Raw genomic sequence first — 16,983 nt, forward strand, 5'->3', positions numbered from 1 at the left:
CCAGGGAAGTCACGCATGCAACGGATGGTCATCGCCGCGGGTTTGACGATTTTCGCGATCATGGCGCCGAGAACGCAGGCCACGCAGGTCGCGCAAGACACGCAGGTTGCGCACGTCACGCTCGTCGTGCAGCCGCCCCAGGTGGCTCCGCATAGCGACAGCTTTACGCTGGTTGCCAAGGCCCCCGCCGAAACGCGCCACATCAACGTTTACACGCCTCCTGGCTACGACGCCTCGAAAGACCGCTACCCCGTCCTCTACATGCCCGATGGCGGGTTGCAGGAAGATTTCCCGCACGTGGCTGCCACCCTCGACGAAGGCATCCGGGCGGGCGAGATCCGGCCCGTGATCCTGGTCGGCATCGAGAACACCGAGCGGCGTCGCGACATGACCGGGCCGACCACGGTGGCCGAGGACAAGAAGATTGCCCCCCACGTGGGCGGCTCGGCCGCGTTCCGGGCCTTCATCGCCCGACAGCTGGTGCCGGAGATCGCCCGACGCTACCGCGTGGACGGGCATCGCGGCATCATCGGCGAATCGCTGGCGGGGCTGTTCGCCGTGGAAAGCCTGCTGCGCGAGCCCACGCTTTTCGACACGGTGATCGCGATCAGCCCTAGCCTGTGGTGGAACGATGCGGCACTGGTGCGTGAGGCGCCCGCGCTGCTCGCCGCGATGCCTGCCACCCCGCGGCGTCTGTTCCTCACCTCCGCCGACGAGGACACCATCGGTCCGCACGTCGCGCAGCTGGATCACGTGCTCGCCGCCGTACCGCCCGCGGGCCTCACCTGGACTTACGTGCCCCGCCCGGACCAGAAGCACGACACCATCTATCGAGCCTCCGAGCACTACGCGCTGCGCTGGGCGTATCCCCCGCTGAAGTCTGCTGCCATCGGACCCGCGCCGATGAAGCCGGGCGTGAGACGCAAGGTGTTGTTCATCGGCAACAGCCTCACCTACGTCAACAACCTGCCTTCGGCATTCGCATCGCTCGCCCCGGCGGGCATGCGCCTGCATGTGGACATGATCGCGCGGGCCGGCGCGGCGCTGGTGGACTACCAGCACGATCCCCTGGTGGCGCGTGCGCTCGCCACGGGTGGCTATACCGACGTGGTCCTGCAAGAGCGCGGTGGTGACGCCACGTGCGTCGGCGGATGCGAGCACCAGCTTGCATCGTTCGCGCGCACCGACAAGGCAACGATGGACCTCGCCGACGCCGCGAAGGCCGATGGTTCGCGGGTGTACTACCTGGGCACATGGCAATCCGCCAGCCCAGCCACCAGCGCCGGTGAAGTGGAAGGAGAGCGCCGGATCGCGCAACTGGCCGGAGTGCCGCTGATCGAAGTGAGCGAGACCCGGCGGCACTTGATGGCGACGTTGCCGAAGTTGGCCTGGACGCATGCGGATGGACAGCACCCAGGCTATGCGATGACGGCGCTCATGGCGTTGCGGACCTGGCGCGTAGTCACAGGCAACAATGCGCGGCGCTTGCCATGTGTGTTGGGGGCTCTTTGGTATCAAGCGCCCGCCCCATCCAGGGTGACGGAGATTGAACCTGACGATACGCTAGTCACTTGCTTGGTCGATAGGTCTACAGCGTCGAAGTTGAACGGGCCCCTTTAGATCGTTACTTCTATTTTTTCGAGATTTATCATGATCTGCGAGTCATGACATATCGAAAGTCGTTGCAATGAGCTGATTCCTCAAATTAAAACGGGTTTTTCTATGGATGCGGTGGCTCTGCCGAAGCTGTTAGGCCTTATGGTGCCCTTGCTGGCGGCACTCATAAAGTTTTTCGCGGAACGTCGCGCGTCCAGTTCGGGGGGCAAAGTGATCGCTGTTAGTGTGAAGTTTCATGACTTCAACCAAAGAGGTCGCTTCGCGAAATTGCTAGGCCGAATGATCTTCTGGCGACCCGGGAAAGATGAAGTTCAACCATGCCGACAAGCGAGTGTGTTCATCTGGAATCAAGGCAGCGAGACCATTTCTGAAGCCGACCTGTTTGAAGCAAAGCCACTTGCAGTGCACGTGGCGGGGACTGAAGTTCGAGTCATGGGGGTGACATGCGTCTCTCATGGTGCATGCGGTGTGAGGGTGGCGCGTATGGCGTCAATGGCTGAATGGGCCGTGGGGACAGGGCACGACGTATCATCAATGGCCTCGATTACATTTGACGTGCTGACACCGCGTCACGGATTTATCGTGGACCTGGCATTTATGGATGCGCCGAAAAAAAATCCGAAGGTTCAGCTTATTGGTCCTGTTCTGGGTCTTCGCCGCGTTGAATATAAGGGTGTACTTTCGGCCCTTCCCATGGCTTCAACGGATCAAATGTTCAAACTGGCGAAGTACATAGATACTATAGCCGCTGTTTTCTTGGCGTTGTTTGTTTCAGGATCCGCTTTTGCTCTATATGGCATAGTGTTCGAGGATCACGTTTGGTTTTATCGTATCGGATTACTTGTCATGTTAATCGGTGAATGCGCATATCTTCTCGCGAATGAAGCGCGTAAGCAGTTGAAGCATGCGGTACCGGATTCGCTTGCCTATTGGGATAAGGGCCGTTCTGAGTGGAGTGATAGGCAGCGCATGAACCATCGCCCCCATCCGTAGTCCCATGGAGACGGTTTTCTTGCGGGAGCGGGACATTGAGTAGTCAGTCGTCGGGTTCGAAGTGGATCGCCGGGGTGTTGATCCTCGCCATCGTTGCGGTGGCCGGTGTGTTCTTCTGGCGGGAGAAACAGGCGCGCGATGCCGCCACGCCCGCGCCCGCCGCCGCGTCGTCGGTCGCCAGCGCGACGTCCACGGCGTTGAACGAGCCGGCGCTTCCCCAGCACCCCATCGGCCCCGCGACGGGTTCCACAGCGGCGCTGCCCAGCCTCGACCAGAGCGACGATGCGGTACTTTCGGGCCTGCTAGCCCTTACCAGCGACGACGCGCTGAAGTCGCTGCTCAAATCCGACGCCATCCTCTCGCGCATGGTCTCGACGATCGACGCACTGCCGAAACGCACCGTGGGCATGAACGTTTTGCCGCTGCATACGCCGGCCGGCCGCTTCCAGGTGGTCTCGGACGATGGCAGCTTCGTCGCTTCGAAGAAAAATGCGGAGCGCTACGCGACCTACATGTATGTCGCCGACCGCATCAGCCCCAAGGCCGCGGCTGCCTGGTACAAGCACAACTACCCGTTGTTCCAGCAGGCCTATCGCGACCTGGGCACCGGCGGCTATTTCAACGACCGGCTGGTGCAGGTGATCGACGACCTGCTGGCCGCGCCGGAGCCGCAGGGCAACCTGCAGCTGTTGCCGGAGAAGGAAGGTTATATCTACGCCAACCCGGCCATCGAGCAGCTCTCGGCCGGGCAGCGCTTCATGATCCGCGTCGGGCCGGTCAACGAGGCGAAGCTGAAAGCGAAGCTTCGCGCGTTGCGGCAGGAAGTGGTCAAGCCGGACGTGGTCTCGTCCGGGACCGAGGCGCCTACGGCGTCTTCTGCGAAGGATCCCGCACCGGCACGCTGATGTTGCACAGGTCGATCTTCCCGGCCGGTCGCGTATAGAAATCATCTTTGCGGTTGCGCTTGGCCTCGATCAGCGCCGCAAAGGTGGAGCTGTCCGTCCGCAGCACCTGGATCGGCGTCCGCTCCGCTTCCGGCACATCGGCGGCCACGCGCACGCTCTTGATCGTCACGCGCTGCGCGGGCTTGTCGTAGAAGCCCATGGGTTCGCCGCCCCGCGGGTAGGCGGAGAGCAGGTCCATGCCCTTGATGACCTTGCCGGCCACGGCCAGGTTGCGGTCCAGGTTGCGCGGGGCCTGGCCGATGATGGCGTAGAGCGAGCTGCCGTTGCCGGTCTCCGCGCCGACGTCGCGGGCCACGCCCACGGTGCCGTAGCAGTGGGCGATCCATGCCTCGCCCTTGTCGCGGGCCACGGGGAAGCCGTCGGAGAAACCGACCTCGGGGGCGTACACGTCGCCATCCGGCAACCGGGTGAACGGGTAGGCCTTGCCGCCCTTGCGCGTGAACTCCGGCGGCAGGGTCTCCTTCGCCGTGCCCAGCGATTTGGCTTTCTTCTTGTCGTCGCCGTCGGGGTCGCCCCATTGGGTGACGAAATTGTCCTGGACGCGAATCACCTGAGTGCCGTCGAAATAGTGTTCGCGGATCAGCGTGCGGATATTGGCCGCATGCAGCGGCGACCAGTCCGGGGCCAGCTCGATCACCACGCGGCCCTGCGGCAGGTCCATGTAGACCAGGTTCTGCGGATCCGGCGTGCGCCATTCGGCCGGAGCGGCCTTGGCGAGCAGTTCCTTCGGTGTCGGTGTGTGCGGCTTGGCCGGCGCGTCGGCCGCCGTCACGGCAGCGGGCAGGGCGCAGGCAAGGGCGAGCGCGAGGCAGGTACGAGCGAGCATGAAACCCCCGGAAGAAAATGGCGAACGCCGTGAAAGTAGCAGAGCGCGCCGCCTTCGGGGCGCCTCCCGGGCCGGGCACCGCTGCGCATAGGCCGATAGTCATGCCCAACCTTTTGCGACCGGCAGGCATCCTATCCGCAGAATGTCACGATCCTCCGGACCCCCCATGCACCGTCGCCTTGCCCTGTTCGCCTTGCTTTTCCTCGTCACGGCGGTCGCCCGGGCCGAGGTGGTCATCGATGGCCACATCGATCCCGCCGAGTGGGCGGGCGCGCGGCGCATCGCGGATTTTCGCGACACCCAGCCCATGACCGGCAAACCCGGCAGCCAGCCGACCGAGGCCTGGGTGATGTCCACGCCGAAGGGACTGGCCGTGGCCATCCGCGTCACCCAGTCGGCCGACGTGCCCCGCTCGCGGCAACAGACCCGCCGCGACGAGGACGCCATGGTCGACCGGATCAACGTCATGGTGGACTTCGATGCGGATGGACGCGTCGGCTACGACTTCGAGGTGAAGTCCATGGGCGGCGTGGCTGACGAGGTCATCACCAACGAATCCGACTTCAGCTACGACTGGGACGGTCGCTGGGACCACGCGGTCAGCGAGGATGCCGAAGGCTATTCCGTCGAACTGTTGATTCCCTGGTACATCGCGCCCATGCGCAAGGCCGATGGCGAGACACGCACCATCGGCCTGTACATCGACCGCGTGATAGCCGCCACCGGCGAGCGCATGGCGTGGCCGGCCGTCGCCTTCGATCGCGGGCGTTTCCTCTCGCGCTTCGAGCGCGTGGAAGTGCCGGCGTATTCGCAATCGCTGGTGGCCGTGACGCCTTACCTCGTCGGCAAGGTGGACCGCGCGCACGGCGGCACGTCGTTCGAACAGGGCGCGGACATCCTCTGGAAGCCGAACGGCCAGACGCAGCTCACCGCCACGATCAACCCGGATTTCGGCCAGGTGGAGAGCGACGACCTGGTGGTGAACTTCTCGCCGCAGGAAACGTTCTTCACCGACAAGCGCCCCTTTTTCACCGAAAGCCAGGGCATCTTCGACTTCAGCCTGCTCGACGACGACTCGCAACTGCTCTACACGCGGCGCGTGGGCGGCGCCGCGGACGATGGCCACGGTGCCGCGGATATCGCCGCGGCGGTGAAGGTCAACGGCAGCGTTGGCTCGACCAGCTATGGCATCCTCACGGCGCAGGAGAAGGGCGACGACGGCCGCACCTTCGGTGCGTTCCGCCTGTTGCAGAACGCAGGCACGCAATCCTTCGGCCTGCTGGCCACGCGGGTGAACCATCCCTACCTGGACCGCGACGCCAACGTGCTGGGGCTGGATCACCGCTGGCAGCCGAACGAGAGCTTCACCCTCACCAGCAACGTGGTGGGCAGCAAGATCGACCAGCCGCGCAACGACAGCGCCGGGCTGGGCGCTACCGGCATCGCGTTCTGGGAAATGAACGACGTATGGAGCCAGCAGTGGCTGGGCATGTACTTCGGCCGGCGGCTGGACATCGACGACTTCGGCTACCTGCCGCGCAACGACATGCGCTACCTGCACTGGGAAGTGCGGCAACGCGAAACCGGTCTGCCGGCCGACTCGGCCTACGCTTCGCACGTGTGGCGGTATCGCGTGTCGGCGCAGACCAACACGGAGGGCGTGATCGTGCGACGTCGTTTCCGCGTGCAGCGGAACAGCCAGCGGCGCGACGGCGGCCAGGAGATGTGGCGGCTGGACGCCCTCACGGCGGCCTACGACGACCTGCTCACGCGTGGCGGCAACAAGCAGCGCACGCCACCCACGGCCAAGCTCAGCTACGACCGCACGCATCCGCGCGTCGGCCGCTGGGCCTGGGAAGCCGAGGGCTTCATCGGCGGCAATGCGCTGACGGGTTACCACCGCCTTGGCGGCTACTTCAAGTTCACGCCCACCTATTTCATCACCGACGCCTTCAGTGTGTTTGCCGGGGCCAGCTACGAGTGGGACCCGAACTGGCTGATCTGGCAGCACGACAACCTGGTGGGCGCCTATGACGGACGCACGGTGGGCCTGGACGGCGGGCTCAACTGGAACCTGGGCAACAAGCAGGAACTGCGGGTGAAGATGCAGACCCTGGCCGTGGGCGCGACGCTGCGCCGCCGTCTCGAGATCACGCCATCGGGCGCCGCGGTCGATACCGACCAGCCGATCGACGGGCTGGGCGTGGCCAACCTGGGCTTCCAGATCCGTTACCGCTACGAAATCGCGCCCTTGTCCAACCTCTACGTGGTCTATAACCGCGGCGGCTACACCGACGACGTGGACGACGACGTTCAATCCCAGTTCCGGCGCAGTTTCTCCCTGAAGGACGTGCAGGAAGGCCTGGTCAAGGTGGCCTACCGCATGGAGTTCTGAGCGGTCCTACCGCTTCGCCTTCACATGCGCTGTGGCATGGATTAGCCATGGTCAAGACCCCGGAAAACCCACAGCCCAACCCCGTGCCCGGCCGCACCATCGGCGAGCACGGCATCGTCGGCAACCTCGACACCACGGCACTGGTTGCCAGCGACGGCACCATCGACTTCATGTGCTGGCCGCACATGGACAGCCCCACCGTGTTCGCCGGCTTGCTCGACCCGGAGAAGGGTGGCGAGTTCACGGTGACGCCCGACCTGGTCGATGCGCGCACCATGCAGCTCTATGTGCCCGAGACCAACGTGCTGATCACGCGTTGGATGAGCGAGGCGGGCAGCGTCGAACTCACCGATTTCATGCCCCACCCCGAGACGCAGCCGCGCGTGACCGCCTGCGTGATGCGCTGTCTCCGCGTGCCGCGGGGCAGGGTGCGTATCCGCGTGCGCTGCCGTCCACGGCTAGATTACGCACGGCGTGTGCCGGCGGTGGAGGAGTACGGCGACAGCGTGGTCTTCCACGACGGGCCGCAGTCCCTGCGCCTGGCGTCGAAGGTGCCGCTGATGATCGAGGAGGGCGAGGGCGCCGCGCACGCCGAGTTCGAACTCAACCCCGGCGAGGAAGTGTGGTTCACCCTCGGCGACGAGGCGCACGATCCGCCCGACGAAACGGAGTGCCGTGCCGCCTGCGAGGATACTGCCGAGGCCTGGCGCCGCTGGACGCGTCGGTCCACCTATCGCGGTCGCTGGCGCGAGCGTGTCGAGCGCTCCGCCCTGGTGCTGAAGCTGCTCACCTCGCACACGCACGGCTCGGTGGCCGCCGCCGCGACTTTCGGCCTGCCCGAAGCCACCGGCCAGGGGCGCAACTGGGATTACCGTGCCACCTGGATACGCGATGCCTCGTTCACGGTGTACGCGTTCATGCGCCTGGGCTACATCGACGAAGCGGAGCACTTCCGTCGCTGGACGGAAGCCCGGCTGATGGACCTGGACGAGGACACCGCGTTGCGCATCATGTATGCCATCGACGGCACCGAAGCGGCGGAGGAAGACACGCTGGACCACCTGGCCGGCTACGCCGGATCACGCCCCGTGCGTATCGGCAACGGAGCGCGCACGCAGACCCAGCTGGATATCTTCGGCGAGTTGATGGACAGCCTGTACCTGGCCAACAAGTACGGCCGCGCGATCAGCCACACCGGCTGGCTGCACGTGGTGCGTATGGTCGATCACGTGTGTCGCCACTGGCAGGACCCCGACGAAGGCATCTGGGAGATCCGCGGCGGCCAGCAGCATTTCCTGCACTCCCGGCTGATGTGCTGGGTGGCCCTGGACCGCGCCGTCCGGCTGGCGGGCAAGCGCTCGCTGCCGGGTCCCGTGGTGGAGTGGGCCGCCGTGCGCGACCGCATCGCCGATGACATCTGGACGAACTTCCGTCACCCCGAGCACGGTTACTTCGTGCAGACGCAAGGCGGTACGGACCTGGATGCCGCGCTGCTGATGATGCCGCTGGTGCGCTTCGTCTCCGCTACCGATCCGGTCTGGCTGGCCACGCTGGATGCGATCCACGACCAGCTGGCCGACGACGGCATGATGTTCCGTTATCGCAACGAGGACGGCCTGGAAGGCGGGGAGGGTGCCTTTACCACGTGCACGTTCTGGTACGTGGAATGCCTGGCGCGCGCCGGTCGCCTGACCGAAGCGCGCGAGATCATGGCGCGTGGCGTGCTTTACGCGAACCACCTCGGCCTGTTCTCCGAGGAACTGAGCCTGCGCGCCGAACTGCTGGGCAACTTCCCCCAAGCGCTGACGCATCTGGCCTTCATCAGCGCCGCGTTCTATCTGGATCGTCAGTTGAGCCATCCCGACGGGCAGGTGTGGCAGCCCTAGACCAGATGCAGGTCGGTGGGTTTCGCATCGGGAAACACCCGGTTGATGTCCGCCTGGGACAAGCCGTACATGCGCTGCATCAGGCCGCCGAGCAGGTCGCGATAGTTGTTGAGCACCGGGTAGTCGCGGTTCTGTAGCAGGTTCTTCGCATCCACCGCGACCTGCTGCCCTGCGATGCGACCGCCGTTCACCTTGCCGCCCATCACCCAGTACGTGGTGCCGTGACCGTGGTCGGTGCCCTTGTTGCCGTTCTCGCGGAAGGTGCGGCCGAATTCGGACACGACCACCACGACGGTGTTGTTCCACTCCGCCTCACCCAGGCCATCGGCGAACGCCGCCAGGCCCTGGCCGAGGTTGTCGAGGTTGCCAGCCAGCTGGCCGTCGGCACCGCCCTGGTTGACGTGGGTGTCCCAGCCGCCCACGTCGACGAAGCCGAGGCGGAAGCGATCGCGCATCAGGGTAGCCATGCGCTGTCCCTGCTGGGCGAAGCCGCGCGCGTTCACCGCACCGCGGCTGGCGGCGACCATCTCGGTCTGCAGATCCTTCGCGACCTGCTGGCGCAGTTGCAGGCCGTCGGTGGCCGCCGCCTGTAGCGTGGTGCCCTGGTACATGTCGGCAAGGATCTTCGACTGCCGGTCGTCGAACACGGCCTTGTCGCCGCCTTTCAGCGAGATGTTGGGCACATCGCCCGTGCCGCGGAACGTCAGCGGCAGCGCGTCGGTGAAGGCGATCGGCGGCACGCCGCGCAATACCGACGATAGCCGGCCCATGAAGCCCGAGCCGTAGTCGCGGCTGTTGCCGGAGGCGCCGGCCTCGATGTTGTCCTGGGTCTCGAAGTGGCTGCGCGAGAGGTCGTCTGTGCCGGCAAAGGGGACGAAGGCCAGCTGCCGTGTGTCCCACAGCGGGCCCATGCTGGCCGCGACCGCCGGCGCGAGGCCCCAGTTCGCGTCCAGGGCGCGCACCGATTTCGGATCGCCGGGCGTGGGTCGGGCCAGCGCGATGTTCTTGCGCGATTCGTAGTAGAAATCGCTGGAATAAGGCACCAGCAGGTTGTTGGCGTCGTAGCCGCCACGCAGGAACACCAGCAGGAAACGCGGTGAGCCGGCGGGCGCGGCGAATACCTGTCCGCCCAGGGTCAGGGCGGGCACGGTGGCGGCGAGGGCGAGCAGGAACTGGCGGCGATCCATGGGAAGCCTCAGTGGTAATTGAAGTCGGGGGAAGACAGCAGGAAGGTGTTCCATTCCTGCTGCGACGTGGCCTGGGCCAGCGCGTCGCGCGTCTTCGGGCTCAGCCACGGCTCGATGGTGGCGTAGTAGGTGGGCGTGGTCAGCTGCGGAAAACCACCGCCCTGCACCTTGCCGCTGTCGTCCACATCGAACAGGTGGTTGGCGCCGCTACCGATGGAGCGGGCTATCTCGAAGCGCTTGGCCACCTGGCCCGAACTGGACCACTCGGTATCGGCGGTGGGCCAGCCGTCGGGCGTGATGCGGCCGAACGGCGCCTGGCCGAGCTGGTTGATCCAGTTCACCAGTGGACGGGGATTGCTCACGGGTTTGCCGTCGTAGGCCAGCCGCATGGTCGACACCAGGAACTGGGTCGGGTCCTTGTAGCGCTTGCCCAGCGAGGCGGTGAACTCCTTCGATTCGAGCATCGTCTGCATTACCGCCGCGATGTCGCCGTCGGTGCGGTGGAAGGTCCTGGCCATGGCCTCGACCAGTGACGGCGGCGGGTTGTCTGAGACGAAGTACTTGGCCAGCTTGGTGGACACGAACGTCGCGCATGCCGGCTGGCTGACGATCAGGTCGACCGCTTTCTCCACCTCGTCCATGCCGCCGCCTGCCAGGGTCTGCCCGAGCAAATGCTGGTCGCTGAAATCGTGGCGGTTGGGATTGAACTCGAACAGGCCGTCCTTGGCATAGTAGGCCTGCAAAGCCGGGCGGATCTTCCGCGGCTGCCCGTCGTTGTCGATGCCCACGCCGGTGAGCACGTGGGCCAGGTTCTGCACATCGTCCTGCGTATAGCCGGAGCCTACGCCCAGCGTATGCAGTTCCATCAGTTCGCGCGCGTAGTTCTCGTTGATTTTGTCGCGCGCGTTCTGCGCGTTGTCCAGGTATTCCAGCATGGCCGGGCTGCGCAGCGTGGCCATGACCAGGTCGCGGAACTTGCCCAGCGCATGCGGGCGGATGGTGTCTTCTTCGTAGCTGGCCACCAGCCAGCGTACGCGGTCCTTGGCCTGGAACACGCTGAAGTGGTTAAGCCAGAACCAGACCATCTGCTCACGCAGCTGGTTCTCGTCGTATACCGCGCGCAGCAGTTCGATCGCCTGTGCCTGCTGGGCGTACTGGTTGCCTTCCTTCTGTACCTCTTTCTTCGCTTCGGCCTTGGCGTCGCCGTCGGGCATCGCCTTGATGTACTGGTAGCGTTGGCGAAGCTGCGCCATGCGCAGGGGCAGCGGCGCCTTCATCACGTCGTAGGCGGCGATCTGGGCGCGTACCGCCTCAGGCAGGCCCTGGGTCGTGGGGTGCAGCTGTTCGTCGAGGAAGCGTCGCCTGCCCAGCTCGCGGTAGCGCGCCACGGTGGCCGAATCCACGCCGAAGGTGACGCGATTCAGCCACGCCACGTCGTCTCTGGAAAGCGGCGCATCACGCGCGGCGGCGGGCAGGGCGGTCAGGGCCAGCAGGGTAGCGATAGCGAGCGATCGCATGGAACCTCCGTTCTCGGTGCGTGCAACACCTTAGAACGGCGACCCTTTCAAGGGGTTTACGCATGAATGCCGCAAGAAAATGCAGCATTCACGGGTCGGTTCAGATTTCGCTTTCGTCCGGATCGACGAATTCGATGGCCGCCTCGCGCGTTCCGGCGGTCTCTTCGGCCACGCTGCGCACTTCTTCGCCGACCTTGTCGTTCGGCACCTCGACCTCGAGCACGTACGTACGCGACGAGACATCGTCGGATAACTCGCTGGAGCTGGAATCGTCCCGAACGCCCATCATCAGGTCGTCGATTTCCTCGACCCGCTCGACCCGGTCGATGCCGTGGATGGCGTTCATCACATCGTCGAAGATGTCGCGGTCGCCGGTGATACGGAGCTGGATAAGGGGCATGGGCTGGTCCTCGCAACAAAGAACCCCGATGCTGCGGCGATCGATGTATGCCCCGGGTGTACGGCCCGCTACCATGGCGGTTTTACGGTGGCGTGCGGCGCATGAGCAAGACCTACGACCAGGCCTATTTCGACAAGTGGTACCGCAGCGCGGAGCACGCCGTGCGCTCCCCCGCCGAACTGACCCGCAAGGTGTCGATGGTGCTGGGCCAGGCGGAGTTCTATCTGGGTCGGCCGGTGCGCAACGTGCTGGACGTGGGCTGCGGCGAGGCGCCCTGGCGCGCCGTGCTGCGCCGGTTGCGCCCGGGCATCGCCTACCGTGGCCTGGAAGCCAGCGAATACGCCGTGGCGCGCTACGGCCGCTCCCGGCAGATCGGCCTGGCCCGTTTCGGCCAGCTGGCCGAGCTGCGCTTCGACACCCGCTTCGACCTGGTCGTGTGCACCGACGTACTGCACTACCTCAAGCCGGCGGAGATCCGTGCCGGGCTTACCGGCATCGGCGAGATGACCGAAGGCCTGGCCTTCCTCGAGGTGTACACGCGCGAGGACGATCCCGGCGGCGATCGCGTGGGCTTCCACGGCCGGCCGGCCCGTTTCTATCGCGAGGCGTTCAACGCCGTCGGCCTGATCCCGGTGGGGTCGCAGTGCTACGCCAGCCCGCGGCTGGCGCGCCACGTGGCCGCGCTGGAGACCTGCTAGCCCGCTGCGGTGGCCGAAAACCACGCCATCACGGCCAGGCCGTTGTTGGCCGCGTGGGCCACATAGGCCGGCCAGATCGAGCCGCTGCGAACGCGCAGCCACCCGCAGAACACGCCCACCAGGATCAGGTTGGGCACGGCATACCAGAGCCAGCCCAGGTCGGGCAGGTGCACGGCGCCGAAGATCACGCTGGATATCGCGATGGCCCAGCCGTCGCCCAGGCGGACGCGCAGGCGGGCCAGCAGCGCGCCACGGAATAGCACCTCTTCGACCAGCGGCCCGACCAGGACGGCGACAGGCACCAGGGCCATGCGCATGCCCAGGTGCGCTTTATCGGCGATCTCGGTGACGGTCTGCGAGACCGCGCGATCGCCCGCCAGCCACTGGGTGAGCAACCCGCCGAGGATGGCCGCGGCGATGCCCAGCCCGGCGCCGATGGCGATGAACTTGCCGTCTGGCTCGCGGAAACCGAGGCCGAGGGCGTCGCCGGATCGCGCCAGTGGACCCCAGCGGCGCAGCACGCCGTGGACGACCAGCCAGGTGGACAGCGCCACGGTCGCCATCACCACCAGGATGATGCGGTCCGGCGCATCCGGCATGGCGTCCGGAAACCAGCGGGCGAGCAGGTCGGTGCTGAGTTTGAACCCCACGCCGAAGCCTACTTGCAGGGCGAAGTAGGCCAGGATCGTGAGAATCGCCTCCACCAGCCCGGGCGCGCGGACAGGGGCGGCGACCGGGACGGGCGGAGGTGTGGCGAGGGGTAGGTCGTGAGGCATGCGGCACCCTAGCGGAGGCCCCGCGGCAAATGCAACGGCGCGCGTGGCGTCGACCGTCACGTGGCACCTGTATAGTATTTCGTCCCTTCAGGAGGAAACCGGGCGCTTCGCCGCGCCGACCCATGTTCGCATTCGACTGGCTTGCCGACCCTTCGGCCTGGGCGGGTCTTCTCACGTTGATCGTGCTGGAGATCGTGCTCGGTATCGACAACCTCGTCTTTGTCGCGATCCTCGCCGACAAGCTTCCCGCCCGCCAGCGCGACCACGCGCGGCTGATGGGCCTGGGCCTCGCGCTGGTCATGCGCCTGTGCCTGCTGGCCGCCATGTCCTGGCTGGTGACGCTGACGACCCCCCTGTTCAACTGGAACGGCTTCGGCCTGTCCTGGCGCGACCTGATCCTGGTGATCGGCGGCGGCTTCCTGTTGTTCAAGGCCACGCTGGAGCTGCACGAGCGCCTGGAGGCCGACGACGACGACGGAGGCAAGTCCGGTCGTCGCGCCAGCTTCTGGCTGGTGGTGGCGCAGATCGTCATCCTCGACGCGGTTTTCTCGCTGGATTCGGTGATCACCGCCGTGGGCATGGTGGATCACCTGTCGATCATGATGGTCGGCGTGGTGGTGGCCATGGCCCTGATGATCACCGCCAGCAAGCCGTTGACCGCGTTCGTCAACGCGCGTCCGACGGTGGTGATCCTTTGCCTGTCCTTCCTGCTGATGATCGGCTTCAGCCTCATTGCCGAGGGCTTCGGGTTCCACATTCCCAAGGGGTACCTGTACGCGGCCATCGGCTTCTCGATCATGATCGAGGTGTTCAACCAGACGATGCGGCGCAACCGCCACCGCTCGCTGCTGGTCGGCGGCCGCGCCATGCGCGACCGCACCGCCAAGGCCGTGCTGCGCCTGCTCGGCGGCCGCTCCGACGACGAGCCGGACAACGGCAAGAACGACACCGGCGTCGAAGCCGCGGACACCCCGGTGTTCGGCAAGGACGAGCTGGAGATGGTGCAGGGCGTGCTCGACCTCTCCCAGCGTCCGGTGCGCTCCATCATGACGCCGCGTACGGAGATCGTCTGGGTGGACCCCGGCGAGGACCTGACCACGCTGCTGACGGAAGCCCGCGAGTCGGCGCACCACTGGATGCTGGTGGCCGAGGGCGACCTCGACCAGCTGGTGGGCGTGGTGTCCTCACGCGACCTGCTGGCCAGCCTGGCCGATCACGGCCGCCTGGAAACCTCGCACTTCGTGCGCAAGCCGATCACGGTGCTCGAATCGCTGAGCGTGCTGCGCCTGATCGACGAGTTCCGCCGCGCGCCGCTGCAGATGGCACTCGTGGTGGACGAATACGGCAGCATCCTCGGCCTGGTCACCCCGGCCGACGTGCTGGAAGTGATCGCCGGCGAATTCCCCGACGAGAGCCGCGAAGGCGACCCCTCGGCGGTCAGCGAGCCCGACGGCGCCTGGCTGCTGGACGCCAGCCTGGACGTACGCCGCGTGGAGCACCTGCTGGGCCACCGCCTGCCGGGCTCGGCCGACGGCAATTTCTCCACGCTGGCGGGCTTCGTGCTGTCCCAGCTGGGCCGCCTGCCAGCGGCCGGCGATCGCTTCGATGTCGATGGTTTCGACTTCGAGGTGACCGCCATGGACGGCGCGCGCATCCAGCGCGTGCGGGTGCTGTCGCTACCGCGGGACGAGGCCTGAGGCCTTAGCCCGCAGCCGGGGCTTTAGCCTGCGGCCGCGTCGTCCACCGGCGGCGACGCGTTGTTCTCCATGATGGCCATGCCCATGCCGCCGGCCGCCATCAGCATGAGCGCCGCCCAGGCGATCATCGACACCAGGTAGCCCGGGCCGCGGCGCGCGGCGTCGCGCACATAGGCCACCGCGTACCACACGCGCCCGGCCAGCCAGACCATACCGGCGATGCCGGCCCACAGCGGATCCACGTACTGGGCCGCCAGCCACAGCGCCGGGATGAACATCACGGCGTTTTCCAGCGTGTTCATCTGCACCCGCCAGGCGCGCTCGAACGCGGGATCGCCCGAGATGGACGGCGCCTTGATGCCGTAGCGCTTGCGTGCGATGCCGACGGTCCAGACCGTGTAGAACATGAGCAGCAGGGTGAGCAGGGTGACGACGGCGGGTAGCTGGCTGGTCATGAAGCGATCCGTGGGCTGAATGACCTGCGAGTCTACCGGCAACCGTCCATGCGATCATGCCGACCGCGTCTCGCTGGAGGCGCCCCATGGGAGGAGACACCGCATGCTTTGGCAGAAAGGTCGTAGAAGCGACAACGTGGAAGACGCCGGACGCGGCAGTGGCGGTGGCGGCGGTTTCGGCGGCCGCGGCCTGGGCATCGGCGGCATCATCCTGCTGGCGATCATCGGCATGGTGTTCTTCAAGGACCCCACCGCGCTTCTGGGCGGGCAGGGCGATCCGGGCGCCAGCACCGGCCAGACCACCCAGCAGCAGCCGGCACGCCCGGTGGACGACGCAGCCTCGGCCGCCGATCCGCAGACCGACTTCGTGCGGGCGATCCTCGGCGAGACCGAAGACACCTGGGGCGAGATCTTCGCCGCGAAGGGGCAGCAGTACGAGCGGCCCAAGCTGGTCCTGTTCCGCGACGGCGTGCGCACGGCCTGCGGCTCCGCCTCGTCCGCCGTCGGCCCGTTCTACTGCCCGTCCGATCACAAGGTGTACCTCGACCTCGGTTTCTTCCAGACCATGCAGCAGCGCTTCCACGAGGCAGGCGACTTCGCCCGTGCCTACGTCATCGCGCACGAGGTCGGCCACCACGTGCAGAACCTCACCGGCGTGTTCGACAAGGTCGACGGCGCGAAGCGTCGTGGGGCCTCGATGGAAGGCGCCACCGGCCTGTCGGTACGCCAGGAACTGCAAGCCGACTGCTACGCCGGCGTCTGGGCCAACCATTCCGACCAGCGGCAGAAGTGGCTACAGGCCGGCGACATCGAGTCGGCGATCAACGCGGCCACCGCCATCGGCGACGACACCTTGCAGGAACAGGCGCAGGGCCGCGTCGTGCCCGACTCGTTCACGCACGGCACCTCCGCGCAGCGCGTGCACTGGTTCAAGACCGGCCTGGCCTCGGGCGACATGGCCCAGTGCGACACGTTCGCCGGTCCGCTCTGACCGCCTCCGCATGACGCATCCCTGCCTGCTCTGCGGCGCGTGCTGCGCCACGTATCGCGTGGCGTTCCACTGGATGGAAACCGACCTCGCCGGCGGCATCGTGCCGGCGGCGCTGACGGAGCACCTCGATCCGCACAGGGTGAACATGCACGGCACCAATGCATACGAGCCACGGTGCCGGTCGCTGGTGGGCGAGGTGGGCGTGGCGGCCCATTGCGGTATCTACGCAGTTCGTCCCTCCCCGTGTCACGACCTGCAACCGGCGTGGGAAAACGGACAGCCCAGCCCGCAGTGCGACAAGGCAAGGCTGAAGCACGGGATGGTGCCGTTGACGCCTGCGGATTTCGTGTAGCGTTTCGGGGCAAGAGCCGGCGGGTGCCACCCTCGTGGCCACGCCTGCGGCGACCCGTCAATGAAGGGCCGCGTGCGCGGCCGTTTATTAATTGCCCTTCGGGCCGGGTCGGGCTTCGAACGGGGATTTCCGACTCGACATCCTGTCTCGCGGAAATGGCCGGCCGTCCTGGCCGGCCCCGCTGCGCGGCCTTGTCCGTTCGAATCCCTCGCCTTCGGCTACCGGCCA

At 66.3% G+C, this 16,983-nt stretch carries 15 protein-coding genes; 9 read left to right on the plus strand and 6 right to left on the minus strand.

What is annotated here, in order from left to right; all coding sequences use genetic code 11:
* Positions 1-24: 24 nt before the first annotated feature.
* The 3 genes from AB8808_RS06280 to AB8808_RS06290 all read left to right on the plus strand — a co-directional run bounded on the left by AB8808_RS06280 (position 25) and on the right by AB8808_RS06290 (position 3,515).
* On the plus strand, positions 25-1,620 hold the full coding sequence (locus AB8808_RS06280; protein ID WP_369927688.1) for an alpha/beta hydrolase: 1,596 nt from the start codon (positions 25-27) through the stop codon (positions 1,618-1,620).
* Between the two features lie 102 nt (positions 1,621-1,722).
* Complete coding sequence (locus AB8808_RS06285; protein ID WP_369927691.1) at positions 1,723-2,610, plus strand: hypothetical protein; 888 nt, start codon at positions 1,723-1,725, stop codon at positions 2,608-2,610.
* Between the two features lie 35 nt (positions 2,611-2,645).
* Complete coding sequence (locus tag AB8808_RS06290) at positions 2,646-3,515, plus strand: DUF3014 domain-containing protein (RefSeq protein ID WP_369927693.1); 870 nt, start codon at positions 2,646-2,648, stop codon at positions 3,513-3,515.
* Here AB8808_RS06290 and AB8808_RS06295 read toward each other — a convergent pair.
* Positions 3,475-4,401 (minus strand): peptidylprolyl isomerase, encoded by a 927-nt coding sequence (locus tag AB8808_RS06295; RefSeq protein WP_369927695.1) that lies wholly within the window; start codon positions 4,399-4,401, stop codon positions 3,475-3,477. The genes AB8808_RS06290 and AB8808_RS06295 overlap by 41 nt on opposite strands.
* A gap of 166 nt (positions 4,402-4,567) precedes the next feature.
* On the opposite strand from AB8808_RS06295, the gene AB8808_RS06300 reads away from it, so the two are divergent.
* Together AB8808_RS06300 and AB8808_RS06305 are read left to right on the plus strand one after the other, a co-directional pair.
* Positions 4,568-6,796 (plus strand): DUF5916 domain-containing protein, encoded by a 2,229-nt coding sequence (locus AB8808_RS06300; protein ID WP_369927697.1) that lies wholly within the window; start codon positions 4,568-4,570, stop codon positions 6,794-6,796.
* Between the two features lie 47 nt (positions 6,797-6,843).
* Positions 6,844-8,682, plus strand: a complete 1,839-nt coding sequence (locus tag AB8808_RS06305) for a glycoside hydrolase family 15 protein (RefSeq protein WP_369927699.1) — start codon at positions 6,844-6,846, stop codon at positions 8,680-8,682.
* Here the strand turns inward: AB8808_RS06305 and AB8808_RS06310 are convergent.
* From AB8808_RS06310 to AB8808_RS06320, 3 genes are all read right to left on the minus strand, one after another.
* The gene (locus AB8808_RS06310; protein WP_369927701.1) at positions 8,679-9,869 is read right to left on the minus strand and encodes a DUF1501 domain-containing protein; all 1,191 of its coding nucleotides are present in this window, start codon (positions 9,867-9,869) and stop codon (positions 8,679-8,681) included. The two genes, AB8808_RS06305 and AB8808_RS06310, sit on opposite strands and share 4 nt — an antisense overlap.
* 8 nt (positions 9,870-9,877) lie before the next feature.
* Complete coding sequence (locus tag AB8808_RS06315; protein WP_369927703.1) at positions 9,878-11,386, minus strand: DUF1800 domain-containing protein; 1,509 nt, start codon at positions 11,384-11,386, stop codon at positions 9,878-9,880.
* Positions 11,387-11,486: 100 nt separating this feature from the next.
* Complete coding sequence (locus AB8808_RS06320; RefSeq protein WP_285405057.1) at positions 11,487-11,786, minus strand: hypothetical protein; 300 nt, start codon at positions 11,784-11,786, stop codon at positions 11,487-11,489.
* A gap of 101 nt (positions 11,787-11,887) precedes the next feature.
* On the opposite strand from AB8808_RS06320, the gene AB8808_RS06325 reads away from it, so the two are divergent.
* Positions 11,888-12,484, plus strand: coding sequence for a methyltransferase (locus AB8808_RS06325; RefSeq protein WP_036143044.1), 597 nt, complete (start codon positions 11,888-11,890; stop codon positions 12,482-12,484).
* Here the strand turns inward: AB8808_RS06325 and AB8808_RS06330 are convergent.
* Positions 12,481-13,260 carry a CPBP family intramembrane glutamic endopeptidase gene (locus AB8808_RS06330; RefSeq protein WP_369927706.1) on the minus strand — a complete coding sequence of 260 codons (780 nt, stop codon included), beginning with the start codon at positions 13,258-13,260 and terminating at the stop codon, positions 12,481-12,483. The two genes, AB8808_RS06325 and AB8808_RS06330, sit on opposite strands and share 4 nt — an antisense overlap.
* 122 nt (positions 13,261-13,382) lie before the next feature.
* Between AB8808_RS06330 and AB8808_RS06335 the strand changes: the two genes are divergently transcribed.
* Positions 13,383-14,957, plus strand: coding sequence for a hemolysin family protein (locus tag AB8808_RS06335; protein ID WP_036143042.1), 1,575 nt, complete (start codon positions 13,383-13,385; stop codon positions 14,955-14,957).
* A gap of 23 nt (positions 14,958-14,980) precedes the next feature.
* On the opposite strand, the gene AB8808_RS06340 is transcribed toward AB8808_RS06335, so the two are convergent.
* Complete coding sequence (locus AB8808_RS06340) at positions 14,981-15,412, minus strand: MAPEG family protein (protein WP_369927708.1); 432 nt, start codon at positions 15,410-15,412, stop codon at positions 14,981-14,983.
* Positions 15,413-15,515: 103 nt separating this feature from the next.
* Here AB8808_RS06340 and ypfJ point away from each other — a divergent pair, with 103 nt between their 5' ends.
* Positions 15,516-16,403: a KPN_02809 family neutral zinc metallopeptidase gene (gene ypfJ / locus AB8808_RS06345; RefSeq protein WP_369927710.1), complete on the plus strand. Its 888-nt coding sequence runs from the start codon at positions 15,516-15,518 to the stop codon at positions 16,401-16,403.
* A 10-nt stretch (positions 16,404-16,413) separates the two neighbouring features.
* Entirely contained in the window at positions 16,414-16,755 is a 342-nt protein-coding gene (locus AB8808_RS06350; RefSeq protein ID WP_369927712.1) for a YkgJ family cysteine cluster protein, read from the plus strand.
* Positions 16,756-16,983 lie beyond the last annotated feature (228 nt).

The organism is Xanthomonas sp. NCPPB 2632 (assembly GCF_041228075.2).
Taxonomy (GTDB): Bacteria; Pseudomonadota; Gammaproteobacteria; order Xanthomonadales; family Rhodanobacteraceae; genus Luteibacter.